The following is a 12,695-nucleotide window of genomic DNA, read 5'->3' as shown; positions in this document are numbered from 1 at the left end:
GGAAATACAGGTACCCGGGGTCCGTGTGGTGTGTGTTCACGAATTCGACGCGATCTCGTCGGCCAGCGGCGATACCGCGACGATGATCTCGGCGACCAGGTCCGACGGCACGCCGGCGCCGGTCAGCGCATCGGTGAGGTGGCAGGCAACCAGGTCGAAGTGATAGCGGATGATACCGCGGCCCTGGTGTACCTGTTTCATCGGGGCCCCGATATAAGGATCGGGACCGCCGAGAGCCGCGGCGAAGAACTCGACCTGCCGGCCTTTCATCCGGGACATGTTGATACCGGTGAAGAACGGCAGTAGGACTTCGTCGGCGAGGACACGCTCGTAGAAGTCCTCGACCACGGCCTCCAGGGCTTCCCGGCCGCCGATCCGCTCATAGATCGGCGCAGCCGCGGCCGGGTCCGGCGCGGACCCGGACGATACGGAGGATGACATGGTTTCTACACCTTCCGGTGGTTCAGCGCGGCGGCACGCTCATATCGCGGTTCATGGTGGGAATTTCGATGCTGATCGGCATCCGCAGTTCGGACAGATACATCAGGGCGGCCTTGCGGAGGAATTCGTCGAGCAACCAATAGGGATCGGCAGCCGGCGGAACGGCGGTGAGGATGCCCTCGCGTACGGCGATGAACGGGCCCCAGCTGAACCGGAGCAGCGGATCCCAAACCGGTTCCCGGGGAATGTGCAGGCCGTCGGCGATCCGGTCGCCGAGCAGGAAGCGGGTGAATGCGCCGAGAACAGGCTTGCTGAGGATGGTGAGGTCGATATTGGCGCCCAAGCTGAGCAACCGGTCGGCCAGTTTGATCCCTTCGGGCGTCGGCGCCAGGATCGGATCGAGGACCTGCGCCGCCTGGGAGTCGGCTTCCGGCCACGATTTCGGGATGTATTCGTCGCGAACGCCGAGCATATGTCCCGCCACCTGCCAGGAGTGCAGGAATGCCGCCGATTCGTGTACCGGGATCGGCACTTTCCAATTGGTCAGATGTTTCATGACGGTCGTGGGAAGGCTGTGCCAGGTGACCATGATGTCGTTCTGGCTGATCGGGATGTCTTCCGCGGCGGAGTGCGCCCAGTGCGGTGACTGCGGCAGGAGGTGGCGCACCGCCGCGTGCACCAGCCGGGTCTTGACGCAGGTGACGATCATTTCACCGTCGGGGGCGTAGGCGTTGTTACTGCCGATGTCGTAGCCGAGTTTGGCGGTTTTGGAGATCCGGTCCTCGAGATCGTGCCCGCCTTTGGAGTAGTAGACCGCGCGAGCTTCCTTGGGGATGACGGTGCTCATCATCCCGCTGGCGAACCCGTACAGCACACCGAGATACAGTCCGCGCTTCTTGTTGAACTCGATGGCGGTGGTCAGCTTGGCCGGATCGGTCCACTGCGGCAGTTGCCGGGCGTACTCCATGAAGTCCCGCAGTTCCGGCGGCAAACCGGCGGGCAGGGGTTGTCCGTTCTTGGTCCAGGTTCGCAACGCGTCGTTGATCCTGGGTACTTCGCCCCGGTCGATCAGCCCGGCGACCAGTTCGTCGGCCTCGGGGTCCCAGACCGTCATCGGGTCGGCGCCGGAACCGGTTCCGGCTACCGAACCCTGCGGTGACCATGTCCACGGTTGCGCTCGCCCGGTAGACGTCGCCGCCACCATCGCGAACGCCCCGGCAGCCCCCGCTACCCCACCGGCCTTCAATGCGTTTCGCCTACTGAGTCCGTCCATGCCGCCACTCCTCATTGAGTTCGATCACCACCGAACGGTGAAACCTGTCACTCCACCGAAGCGGAATGGTCCATAACTTACCAGCTGTACCAGACAGCTGTCCAGGTTTTCGAGTTCGACGGCCTTGACAGACGAAGACTCAGCAAAACAGCGGCGAACAGCGAACTATCGGCCCGTACGACCGCGCATCACCGAATCGGCGACCGCGCCCACGCCCACGAAACGACCGGGCCAGTACGCACCGATTATGAGTCACCAATCAAGAATGGCTAATCACATCGAAAAGCCCGCGGTCGACTTCGGCGACCGATACAGCCACGTCCGGCAGGACGGAACCGGCGCCACGGCGCGCGGCAGGCGGTGCTCAACGAGTAGTGGTCAAACCGCCTGTGACGGCAAGGATCTCACCGACGGTGTAGCTGGAATCCGCATCGGAGGCCAGGTACACATACGCCGGCGCAAGCTCCTCCGGTTGCGCCACCCGACCCATCGGACCGTTGCTGCCGAGCTGAGCGAGCCCCTCCTGTGGCATGTTCGGGTCGGCGATATTGAGTACGGTCCAGGTGGGGCCGGGAGCTACCACATTCGCCCGGATTCCGTCCGCGACCAAGTGGAAGGCGATGGATTTGGTGAAATTGACCAGGGCGGCCTTGCTGGCCGCGTAGTCGATCATCGTATCGCTGCCCTTCAGGGCCTCCTCCGAAGCGGTCGCGATAATCGCATCGCCCGCCTTCAAGTGCGGGCGCGCAGCCTGCACCAAATGGAAGTAGGCGTACACGTTCACCTTGAACGACCGATCCCAGTCTTCGAAGGACAGCTGCGACAAGTCCAACTGACTGTTCAGATGGGCCGCGTTGTTCACCAGAATGTTGAGACCCCCCAATTCCCGCACTGTCTGCTCGACGATGTCGTAACAGAACGACTTCTCGGCGAGGTTGCCGGGCAGTAGCAGGCAGCTGCGACCTTCGGCCTCCACCGCGCGGCGTGTTTCCTCCGCATCCGGCTGTTCCTCGGGCAGGTACCCGATGGCGACGTCGGCGCCCTCGCGCGCGTAGAGCACGGCCACGGCCCGGCCGATACCGGAATCACCGCCGGTGATCAGCGCTACCTTGTCGCGGAGCTTGCCCGCCGCGCGGTAGCGGTCCGATCGGTAATGCGGCCGCGGCCGCACTTCCTGCTCGTTACCGGGGGCCTGTTGCCGCTGCTCAGGGTAGGGAGGCCGCGGTTGGGAGAGGATCTGGGGCTCGTCACCGTGCTCGTTCTTGTCCTGCATACGAGAACCTCCTGGCATTTGCGGTGCGACCGGTCCACGGCTCATCCGGCTATGCCCCGCAACGCTGCGGGCAAACCCGCCGCAGTCCAGATCCGCCGTTGAATGCCGCCGGCGGGTTTGTCACGGCTTCGCGTGGGCATTCGCGGCGAAGCCAGTTGCCGATTCGCGAGACGGTCTTGCGAAGACAGCGGAATGGAGGACGAGACCATGTCGAACCGCACCAGTTCGGCCCGCACCGCCCGTTCACCGGTTCAGCTCGCCGCTATGGCGGTCGGCGCGGTGTTTCTCCTGGCCGGCGTGCTCGGTTTCATTCCGGGCATCACCACGAACTACGACAGCATGGAATGGGCTGGGCACCATTCCGAAGCGCAGCTGCTCGGCCTGTTCAACGTTTCGATCCTGCACAATGTCGTGCACCTGGTATTCGGTGTGGCGGGCCTGGCCGCGGGCGTGAACGCGGTGGCGGCACGCGTGTACCTGCTGGTGGGCGGGCTGATCTATCTGCTGCTCTGGCTCTACGGCCTGCTGATCGATCACAGCAGCGACGCCAATTTCGTTCCGCTCGACACCGCGGACAACTGGCTGCACTTCGGGCTCGGGCTCGGCATGGTCGCGCTCGGCGCATTCCTGCCCCGAGCGATGAACAACCCCGGCCGGCACCTGTCGGCGCGGCAGTCCGGGATCATCGAATAGCTGCGCCGCAACGCGGAGGCCGCCGCAGCAGGAACGAGAACGGACCGCGTGTGGGTCGTACACCCGGCGCCTCCGGATAGGTATGGTCGAGCATATGAGCGCTGGTCCCAGCGGTTCGACAATCGCGGACGCCGTCCGTCTCGCGGCTCGGGCTCCCTCGCTGCACAACAGCCAGCCGTGGCGGTGGGAATTCGACGGCGGAGTACTACGGCTTTTCGCGGTACCCGAGCGGATGCTCACCACGACCGACCCGGGCGGCCGTCAGATGCTGATCAGCTGTGGTGCCACTCTGGGCCACTTGCGGGACGCCATGGCGGCCGCCGGGTGGCGGTCGTCCGTGGCGCGTTTCCCCGACCCCGGCAACCGGGCCCACATCGCGGACATCACGTTCGAGCGGTCCGCGGGCGTCACCGATGCCGACAGCGATCGAGCGGCGGCCATCGACCGGCGGTACACGGACCGTCTCCCGTTCGGACCGCCGCCCGGCTGGCCCGAGTTCGAGCCGATCCTGCGAGCGGCGACCGATTCCCGGGATACCACCGTGGGCATCCTGCCCGAAGAAAGTCACCCCGAGCTGGCCCATGCCACCAGGCTGACCGGTGCGCGCCGGCGTTACGATTCGAACTATCACGCGGAGCTGCACTGGTGGACCGGGCATGTGATCGGTGGCACCGGTGTACCGAAAACTTCGCTGGTTTCGCCGCGAGAACATGAGCAGGTCGATATCGGCCGCCAATTCCCGACCACACCGGAGGCGGCCGCGGAGGCCGGCGCGGACTCGCCCGACCGTGCCGAGGTGCTGATCGTTTCCACCGCCGGGGACACCCCCGGAGAACACGTGCGATCGGGCGAAACCCTTTCGGCCGTACTCGTCGAATCCACCCGCGCGGGGTATGCGACCTGTCCACTCACCCACCTCACCGAGGTACCGGACAGCAGGCGCGCGGTGCGCCGGCTGCTCGACAGTGATCACCTGCCTCAGGTGCTGGTCAGGGTCGGCGCACCACCGCAGCGCGAACGCCCGCCGGAGCGAACTCCGCGCCTACCGCTCGGCGATATCCTGTCCACCACGAGTTCCGGACTCTGATCGACCGAGGCGCTCGGACCACGCACTGCGAACCATCGTCGGGCTGTTCGTTCGATTCCGTGGCGTCCTCGCGTTATTTCGAATCGGTAGCAGTGCGTCTCAATCTTGTGACGTAACACTGCAACCGGCTGCCGGGCACGTACCCTGAGCTCAGGCCCCGTACAACAGGGGACGTTTCGGGGGAGCACACTCCAGATCTCCTCGGGTGCCACATAGTTCGACATCGCATCCAGGGGCGTGTGCCATGAGATGTTTACGTGCCGGCGCTCTCGCCTTGCTCGTCATCGTGCCATTGCTCACCGGGCCGGCCGTCGCCCAGCCCCCGGTGCCCGGGATCCCGATTCCCGGATTGCCGGTGTCACCGCCGCCCGCGGCGACCGGCGGTACGATCCTGCCCGGTATCCAGCAGTGGATCGACCGGGTGATTCCGCCGCCGCCGATCGCGCCGCTACCCCAGCCGGCGCCCGGGGACGAGTCCGGCCACCTGGCACCGGAACTGGCGGCGTTGCATCGGGCAGTGTCGCCCACGCCGGTCGGCGACCCGATTTTCGACCGGTGGCCGCCGGACCTCGCGAGCTTCGCCCCCGGTGCGGTGCTCGAGGCCCGCGATGTCACAGCGTCCGCCGCGCCGCTGATCGTGGTGCCGATCCGGCGGGCGGTGCTGTTCAAATACCGAACCACCGACGCGCACGATCGACCGTCCTTCGCCACGGCCACGCTGGTGATTCCGGCGACGGCATCACCGGTACCGGGGGCGCGGCCGGTGGTGGTCAACAATCTTCCGATCGACGCTCTCGGCCGTCGATGCACGCCCGGTTACACATTGGCGCACGGTATTTCGGTCGACAGCGCAGTCACCGATTTCGTTCCACCCACTACCCATCTGGCCGTACTGCGCGGCTATGCGGTGCTCATCCCGGATCACGAGGGGCCGCTGATGGCCTATGCCGAGCCCTACGTCGCGGGTCACGCGGTCTTGGACGCGGTACGTGCGGTGCGCAGTTGGCGCCCGGACGAGTTCGGCGCGAGCCGTTTCGCGATGACCGGCTACTCCGGCGGTGCGATCGCCACGCACGGCGCGGTGAAACTGATCGCGGGTTACGCACCCGAACTCGCACCGTCGCTGGCCGGTGCGGCGCTCGGCGGGGTACCCGCCGACTACGAGATCCTGGCCCGCAGCATGAACGGCAATCTGGCCTCGGCCGTGTTCATGGCGGCCGTATTCGGTATCGCGCGGGAGCGGCCCCAGATCCTGGCCCGGATGAACCATCTCGCCCAGTGGGTGAGCACTTCGCCGATGAAGGATCAGTGCATAAGCGTTTTCGCGCTTCCCGGTGTACTGCACCTGCCGATCGATATCGCGGCGAATATCGCCGACCCGCTGCGTTCGGCTTTGGCTCGCGATATCTACGAGGTCACCCGGATGGCGGGGCTCGCGTCGGCGACACCGCTCTACATCTACAACGGTGAACAGGAGTTCTGGATCCCTGCCGAAGGCGCGCGCAATCTCTACCGTGAGCAGTGTGCGCTGGGCGTCACAGCGGTGTACCGCAGTGTGCCCGGCGAACACGTCATCGCGGCCGGGGTCGGCTATCCCGAGGCCATGATCTGGCTGGACGAGCGGCTGCGCGGTATCCCGGCGCACAGCGAATGCTGAAAGCCGCGCCACGCGGACAGCCCCGCGCCGGCAACGACGATTGCCCGGAGCCGACGGCCGTGCCAGGCTTGTCGATGTGCTGTTAGCCGAGGTCGTCGCCGCATCCGCCGAGATCGCGTCCGCCTCGGCACGGCTGGTCAAAACCGACCGCCTCGCCGCGCTGCTGACCCGCGTCGCGGCAGCCGGGGACGCACACCTGGTCACGGTGACGGCGTCCTGGCTTTCCGGTGAACTACCGCAACGCCAGATCGGCGTGGGCTGGGCGGCACTGCGGACGCTGCCGCCACCGGCTACCACAGCGACGCTCACGGTCGCCGATGTGGATGCGCGGTTCTCGCGGATCGGGGCGGTCGCCGGCAAGGGTGCACGGACTGCGCGCGCCGAACTGGTGCGCGATCTGTTCGCGACGGCAACCGATACCGAGCAGGTATTCCTGCGCCGGCTGCTCAGTGGCGAGTTGCGCCAAGGCGCACTGGCGGGCGTGATGTCCGACGCGATCGCCCGAGCTGCCGGGATACCCGCCGCCGAGGTTCGCCGCGCGGCGATGCTGGCCGGTGCTCTGCCCACCGTGGCGGCCGCCGCGCTCATCGGTGGCCGGCCCGCGCTGGCGGAGTTCCGGCTCCGGGCCGGGCGGCCGGTCGGGCCGATGTTGGCACAGACCGCGACAGGGGTCGACGACGCCCTCCAGCGGCTCGGCGGAACAGCCGTATTCGAGGCCAAACTGGACGGTGCGCGAGTACAGATCCACCGCGCCGGATCGGCGGTCTCGGTGTATACCCGCAGTCTCGACGATGTCACCGCCCGCCTCCCCGAGGTCGTCGCGGCCACCCTCGCCCTACCGGCCACCGATCTGATCGCCGATGCCGAAGCCATCGCGTTACGACCCGACGGCCGGCCGCAACGCTTCCAGGTCACCGCCGCGCGGTTCGGCCGCAAACACCCGGGCGAACTGGAACCGCTGTCGGTGTTCTTCTTCGACCTGCTCCATCTCGACGGCACCGATCTTCTCGATCTGCCCACCCGGGACCGGCTCGCCGCGCTCGACGGACTCGTGCCCGCCGCCCAGCGCGTCGACCGCCTGGTGACCGCCGACAGCGCGATGGCGCTGGCGTTCCTGGACCGCACGCTCGCCGCCGGACACGAAGGCGTGATGGCGAAATCACTGTCGGCGCCGTACGAGGCCGGGCGCCGGGGTGCCGGCTGGCTCAAGGTCAAACCGGTGCACACGTTGGATCTGGTGGTACTCGCCGTCGAACGCGGTTCCGGCCGGCGTACCGGCACGCTGTCGAATATTCACCTCGGCGCCCGCGATCCGGCCACCGGTGGTTTCGTGATGCTGGGCAAAACCTTCAAAGGAATGACCGGCGCCATGCTGGCGTGGCAGACCGAGCGCTTCACCGAACTCGCCGACGGCCCGGCCGACGGGTACGTGGTGACGCTGCGGCCCGAACAGGTCGTCGAAATCGCCTTCGACGGGGTGCAGGGGTCCACCCGCTATCCCGGCGGTATGGCATTGCGGTTCGCCCGCGTGGTGCGCTACCGCGACGACAAATCCGCCGACGAGGCCGATACGGTCGACACTGTCCGCGCGTTCTACGAGCGGGGCGGCTGAACGGGTTATCGTCTGCGTCCGCGGGCCGGCTTCCTCTTGGAGGTGCCCGGTTTCTTCGCGGGATGCGGCCGCTTCCCCGCGGGTTGCGGCTTCCGCGGCTCCGGTTCGGCACGTTTGGCTGCGGGCGATCGGGAGCTGTGTTCGGAGCGGCCGCGCACGATGCCGATGAACTCCTCGATCGAATCGCCGGCCTGGTCCGACAGCCAGGCCAGGGCGATCTGGGTGTCGTCGGCATCTGTCACGGTGCGGTAGACGAGGTCGCGCCGGTGGTGCAGGCGCGCGATCGAATGGGGCACGATGGCGACGCCGACGCCGGCGGCGACGAGTTCGAGGGCAGATTTGGCAGCGTCGATATCGGCGGTGTCCTGCAGGCGCTCGCCTGCGAGATCGGCCATACCGACCTCGTCGAACAGGGAAATCTCGTGGTCTTTGGGTACGACCACGACGGGTAGCTCACGGTAGAGCGGGATCGCGTTCATGCCGGTGCGGTCGATCGGCAGGCGGACGAAGCACATATCGACCAGGCCCGCGCGCAGTGCCGCCTCCTGGTCGGCCTGGGCGACAGCGACCAGTTCGAGCGCGGTGTCCGGGAACCGCTGCCCCCAGATCCGCTCCCATTTGGTGACGGTGACACCGGGTACGAACCCGACCCGCAGTGGAGCGGGGACAGCATCGGCTGTGGTGGCTGTCTCGCCCTCGGTACGGGCGATGATCTCGCGCGCTTCCCGCAGGAGCTCCCGTCCCGCATCGGTCAGCCGGGTCGGCTGCGCCCCGGGCACGAACAGTTTCGTGCCGAGCTCGGTCTCCAGGTCGATGACCGTATGACTGAGCTTCTGACGCGAGATGTGCAAGGCCTTCGCGGCGCGGGCGAAGTGCAACTCCTGCGCGACTGCGGCAAACCAGCGCAGGCGTTGCACATCGATCGAAGGAAACCGGCTCATACCGGCAAGCGTATGGCACCGTGACGTCCGGCCCGGCTCGGCGGCCCGATACGCTGTAGCGGTGAGCCCGGACAAGAAATCGCAGATGATGAAGCCGCTGACCGCGGCGAACAAGCTCGGCATCTATCTTCCGGCGGCTCCCGAAGAGTTCCGGAACGGCCCGGTATCCCGGACCGAACTGGACGAGCTCCGGGCGAATCCTCCGCAGTGGCTCACCGAACTGCGCCGCACGGGGCCGTTCCCGCGCGATATCGTGGCCCGTAAGCTCGGTGTCTCCAACAGCGGCCTGGCCCGGGCCGGAGTATCCGATTCGCTCACCGCCGACGAGATCGCCGCCTATCTGGCGGATCCGCCGGAGTGGCTCGTCCGCGAACGCGAAAGCTATGCCGCCGTCCGCGCCGAGGAAGACCGGGCCCAGGCCAAGCAGGCCGAACGCCGGGCAGCGACCAACCGGCCCCCGAAAGGCTACTAGGCACTGCGCCGAATCGAGCAGTAGTCGGGGGTGGGCGTGCGCCGCCCCCAACTGTTACCGAGCCGTCGATCGGCAGCCGCGGAACGCCCGGCGAGGTACCGGACGGTCAGATCGTCGCCCCGGACGGGGGCCGGACCTAGATTCTCAGCGGCGCGGATTCGGGGAACGCGACCGGTAGTGCGGTCAGCGCACGCTGAAAAGGACCGGGGCGCCAGGTGAGTTCTTCGGCCGGTACCGCGAGGCGTAGTTCGGGCAGGGCGTCGAGCAATTGGTCGATTGCCTCCTGCGCCACCAGGTAGGCCACCTCTTTGGCCGGGCACATATGCGCTCCGACGCTCCATGCCAGGTGGGCGCGGTTATCGGTGTACGCCCCGGTATCGATTGCCGGATCGTTGTTGCACGCGGCGATGCTGATCATCACCGGCTGGTGCGCGGGGAGCCAGACACCGTCGATCAGAACCGGCTGACGTGGGAACGAAACCGCGTAGTTCGCCACCGGCGGATCGGTGAACAACACCTCGTCCACGGCGTCCCGGGTCGACAGGCTGCCGCCGAGGACGCCGCCCGCGAATCGCTCGTCGGTGAGGATCAGCCGGAGCGAATTGACGATCAGGTTCTGCAGCGGTTCGATCCCCGCCCCGAAGAAGCTGTAGACGTTGTGCAGCATTTCCTCGTCGTCGAGGTTCGCCGGATCCTGCACCATACGGGTGACGATGTCCTCATCGGGTTGGTGCTTCTTGAGGTTCACCAGATCGGCCATGGCCTGTTCCAGCATGGCGTTGCCTTCACTGGCCGCCGCCGACGATCCCTCGATCATGGTGGCCATGCCTGCCGCCGCGCGTCGACTGATCTCGGCTGGGCAGCCCAGGATGTCGTTGATGAGCGCGAAGGTCAGCGGAAACGCGTACTGCTCGATGAGTTCCGCCGAACCGGTGGTGCAGAAATCATTGATGAGCGGCACGGCGATCCGTTCCACTCGGCTGTGGAGCGAGAAAAGATCGACGCCGTTCACTCCGGCGACGGTCGCCTGCCGGTAACGGGCGTGCACGTGACCGGAGTTCCGGACCGCCGACGGACGCCATTCCAGTAGCGGCAGGACCGGGCAGTCGCGCGGGATTCCCTGCTGCCAGGTGCGGGAATCCGCCGGGAAATGCTCGGGGTCGTTGAGGATGCGTACCGCGGTGTGGTAGCCGACGACGAGGGTCGCCGGAACGCCGGGAGCCAGCTCGACCGGCACCAACGCGCCGTATCGACGGCGCATTTCGCGATAGGCGCGGTGGGGTGCCTGGGCGATCTCCTCGGCGTAGAACGGAACCCGGGGTTGGTCGGTGCTCTGGGGCGAGCCGTGGATGAGCGGCAGTACGGTGGACCGGTCGTCGGACGGCGGCGAAAACAACTGTGTCACTCCATATGTAGAGGCGAATGCGGCACCCGGGAGCGCCTCTGCCGAGGCCACCGGACGCTCGAGGCGAGACTACTCGAGGTAGACGCCCGATCCGAACCGACCGCCCGGCTTGTGGCCACTTCGTATCCGATCGCCTGGTATGCCGTCCCCGTCCTCGACCGAAGTCGCACCGCCGAATGGATCTCGGCCGGTTAGGCCATCGCCGGCATTCCAGCGGTGCCCCGGTCGGTCAGATGAGCGTCCCGACATCGCGCGCGACCAGGTTGTCCAGCGCCCGTTCGGCGACTGCGGCGATGGTCATCGACGGGTTACAGGCGGCGGTGTTACCGGGCATCAGCGCTCCGTCGAGAACATAGAGACCACGCTGGCCGTGCACGCGGCCGTCCAGATCGCACACCGTACCCATACTCGCGCCACCCAGCGGATGCCAGGTGGAGGGGAACAGTGCGTTCGTGTCCAGCAGGGTGCTGCCGGGCCCGGCGATTCTGTGCACGGCCGGTCCGATGTGCTCGTTCTGGATGACACTGTCACCCGCGCTCGGCCAATGCAGGACCGCGTCGTCGCGGGCGGCGTCGTAGCGGAACTCCCCGCGGCCGTCGCTGACCCCGTAGCCGACCATCATCGTACTGCGCGGATCGAGCGCCAACGGTGGTATCGACGCCTGTATCACGGTGTGGGCGCTGCGCGGATCGTCCCAGTTCAGGCTGCCGTACACCACCGGGCCACCTTGCGGCGCACCGAAGCCCGCTGCCGGGTCGGCCCAGACGTAGATCCGGTCGGCATTGGTACCCCAGCCGGCGCCGAGATCGTCCGGCAGATCCGGGATCAGCCCGTTGGCGCCTGCCCGCACGAGCAACCGGGTGGTATTGAGGCTACCGGCCGCCAGGATCAGGGCACCGGCGGTGAGCACCTTGTGCTCCACCACCGCACCGGTGGTGTCGAGACGCTGAACCCGGACGGTCCACCGGCCGTCGGGCGCCCGTTCGATATCGGTCACCTCGTGCAAGGTCTCCACGCGGACCAGCCCAGTGGCTTCGGCCGCGGCGAGGTAGGTGACATCGACGGAATGCTTGCCGCCGTTGTTGACCCCCATCGCGCCGTCGCCGTTGGTGTAGGAGGGTTTCATCTCGCCGCGCAATTCGGCCAGCGCGAAATCCCAGTCGATCGGCATCGGAATCTTCGACAGCGGCATCCCGGCCTGTCGCACCCGATCGGCGAACACTCGCGCTGCCCGATAGTTTTCGGAAGCAACCAGCTCATCGGGCGCCTCGGCCAGCCGCAGCATCTTCGCCACCCGCGGATAGTGCACCCGGTTCATGGCCTGCCAGTCCAGTCCCTGCGGGAAATGGGTGTTGAACACCTCTTCCGACGGTTGCAGCGACATCCCCTGATAGATCAGCGAGCCGCCGCCCACACCGGCCGCGCAGAGGGCGGTCATGTTCTCACCAGGGATCGCTTCCACGAGACCGGTGTAGGGCTCGAAGGCCAGCGGCCGGCCGAACAGGTTCGGGTTGGAGCGGCACCACAGCAGTCGCTTATCGGGTGCGGTGGCCCGCGGGAAGGTCTCGGAGTTCGGTCCGGTGGGCCAGCGTAATCCCCGTTCCAGCACCGTCACCCGCACACCTGCCTGCGCCAGACGCAATGCGCTGACACCGCCCCCGAACCCGGAGCCGATCACCACCACTCGATGTTCTTCGCGAGTGAGCGGCACAGTGCTGGTCTGGGCCGCGGCGGGAGCCGGTGACCCGATCGCGCGTGCCCCGATGAGCCCCGCGCCTGCCGCGGCGGCGCCGGCCAGCAGTGATCGGCGCGTAATTTCCGTCATCGTTCAGTCCTTCGAT

11 protein-coding genes are annotated in these 12,695 nt (G+C 67.0%); 5 read left to right on the top strand and 6 right to left on the bottom strand.

The window, feature by feature from the left end:
- Nucleotides 1-36 precede the first annotated feature (36 nt).
- The 3 genes from IU448_RS00125 to IU448_RS00115 all read right to left on the bottom strand — a co-directional run bounded on the left by IU448_RS00125 (nt 37) and on the right by IU448_RS00115 (nt 2,987).
- Nucleotides 37-441 carry a group I truncated hemoglobin gene (locus IU448_RS00125; RefSeq protein ID WP_195053447.1) on the bottom strand — a complete coding sequence of 135 codons (405 nt, stop codon included), beginning with the start codon at nt 439-441 and terminating at the stop codon, nt 37-39.
- A 22-nt stretch (nt 442-463) separates the two neighbouring features.
- A complete protein-coding gene (locus IU448_RS00120) occupies nt 464-1,714 on the bottom strand; it encodes an oxygenase MpaB family protein (RefSeq protein ID WP_195053446.1) in 1,251 nt (416 codons plus the stop codon).
- Nucleotides 1,715-2,078: 364 nt separating this feature from the next.
- The gene (locus IU448_RS00115; protein ID WP_195053445.1) at nt 2,079-2,987 is read right to left on the bottom strand and encodes an SDR family oxidoreductase; all 909 of its coding nucleotides are present in this window, start codon (nt 2,985-2,987) and stop codon (nt 2,079-2,081) included.
- A gap of 207 nt (nt 2,988-3,194) precedes the next feature.
- On the opposite strand from IU448_RS00115, the gene IU448_RS00110 reads away from it, so the two are divergent.
- The 4 genes from IU448_RS00110 to IU448_RS00095 all read left to right on the top strand — a co-directional run bounded on the left by IU448_RS00110 (nt 3,195) and on the right by IU448_RS00095 (nt 8,036).
- Entirely contained in the window at nt 3,195-3,680 is a 486-nt protein-coding gene (locus IU448_RS00110; RefSeq protein WP_195053444.1) for a DUF4383 domain-containing protein, read from the top strand.
- A gap of 94 nt (nt 3,681-3,774) precedes the next feature.
- Nucleotides 3,775-4,767 carry an Acg family FMN-binding oxidoreductase gene (locus IU448_RS00105; RefSeq protein WP_228811968.1) on the top strand — a complete coding sequence of 331 codons (993 nt, stop codon included), beginning with the start codon at nt 3,775-3,777 and terminating at the stop codon, nt 4,765-4,767.
- Nucleotides 4,768-5,011: 244 nt separating this feature from the next.
- The gene (locus IU448_RS00100) at nt 5,012-6,424 is read left to right on the top strand and encodes a lipase family protein (protein ID WP_195053442.1); all 1,413 of its coding nucleotides are present in this window, start codon (nt 5,012-5,014) and stop codon (nt 6,422-6,424) included.
- Between the two features lie 76 nt (nt 6,425-6,500).
- Complete coding sequence (locus IU448_RS00095; protein ID WP_195053441.1) at nt 6,501-8,036, top strand: ATP-dependent DNA ligase; 1,536 nt, start codon at nt 6,501-6,503, stop codon at nt 8,034-8,036.
- A 5-nt stretch (nt 8,037-8,041) separates the two neighbouring features.
- On the opposite strand, the gene IU448_RS00090 is transcribed toward IU448_RS00095, so the two are convergent.
- Nucleotides 8,042-8,977, bottom strand: a complete 936-nt coding sequence (locus IU448_RS00090) for a LysR family transcriptional regulator (protein ID WP_195053440.1) — start codon at nt 8,975-8,977, stop codon at nt 8,042-8,044.
- A 61-nt stretch (nt 8,978-9,038) separates the two neighbouring features.
- Here IU448_RS00090 and IU448_RS00085 point away from each other — a divergent pair, with 61 nt between their 5' ends.
- On the top strand, nt 9,039-9,449 hold the full coding sequence (locus IU448_RS00085) for a DUF5997 family protein (protein ID WP_280457491.1): 411 nt from the start codon (nt 9,039-9,041) through the stop codon (nt 9,447-9,449).
- Between the two features lie 136 nt (nt 9,450-9,585).
- On the opposite strand, the gene IU448_RS00080 is transcribed toward IU448_RS00085, so the two are convergent.
- Together IU448_RS00080 and IU448_RS00075 are read right to left on the bottom strand one after the other, a co-directional pair.
- The gene (locus IU448_RS00080) at nt 9,586-10,845 is read right to left on the bottom strand and encodes a cytochrome P450 (RefSeq protein WP_195054933.1); all 1,260 of its coding nucleotides are present in this window, start codon (nt 10,843-10,845) and stop codon (nt 9,586-9,588) included.
- Nucleotides 10,846-11,083: 238 nt separating this feature from the next.
- The gene (locus IU448_RS00075; protein ID WP_195053439.1) at nt 11,084-12,679 is read right to left on the bottom strand and encodes a GMC oxidoreductase; all 1,596 of its coding nucleotides are present in this window, start codon (nt 12,677-12,679) and stop codon (nt 11,084-11,086) included.
- Nucleotides 12,680-12,695 lie beyond the last annotated feature (16 nt).

It is taken from the genome of Nocardia flavorosea (assembly GCF_015477805.1).
Taxonomy (GTDB): domain Bacteria; phylum Actinomycetota; class Actinomycetes; order Mycobacteriales; family Mycobacteriaceae; genus Nocardia; species Nocardia flavorosea_A.
Note: the sequence above shows the minus strand (reverse complement) of the source record. Positions and strands in the feature narration are given on the sequence as shown.

Excerpts from the sequence above, each read along its gene's own strand:
- IU448_RS00075 (WP_195053439.1), bottom strand. The coding sequence starts at position 12,679 with ATGACGGAAATTACGCGCCGATCACTGCTGGCCGGCGCCGCCGCGGCA.
- IU448_RS00090 (WP_195053440.1), bottom strand. The coding sequence starts at position 8,977 with ATGAGCCGGTTTCCTTCGATCGATGTGCAACGCCTGCGCTGGTTTGCC.
- IU448_RS00115 (WP_195053445.1), bottom strand. The coding sequence starts at position 2,987 with ATGCAGGACAAGAACGAGCACGGTGACGAGCCCCAGATCCTCTCCCAA.
- IU448_RS00125 (WP_195053447.1), bottom strand. The coding sequence starts at position 441 with ATGTCATCCTCCGTATCGTCCGGGTCCGCGCCGGACCCGGCCGCGGCT.
- IU448_RS00110 (WP_195053444.1), top strand. The coding sequence starts at position 3,195 with ATGTCGAACCGCACCAGTTCGGCCCGCACCGCCCGTTCACCGGTTCAG.
- IU448_RS00120 (WP_195053446.1), bottom strand. The coding sequence starts at position 1,714 with ATGGACGGACTCAGTAGGCGAAACGCATTGAAGGCCGGTGGGGTAGCG.
- IU448_RS00100 (WP_195053442.1), top strand. The coding sequence starts at position 5,012 with ATGAGATGTTTACGTGCCGGCGCTCTCGCCTTGCTCGTCATCGTGCCA.
- IU448_RS00105 (WP_228811968.1), top strand. The coding sequence starts at position 3,775 with ATGAGCGCTGGTCCCAGCGGTTCGACAATCGCGGACGCCGTCCGTCTC.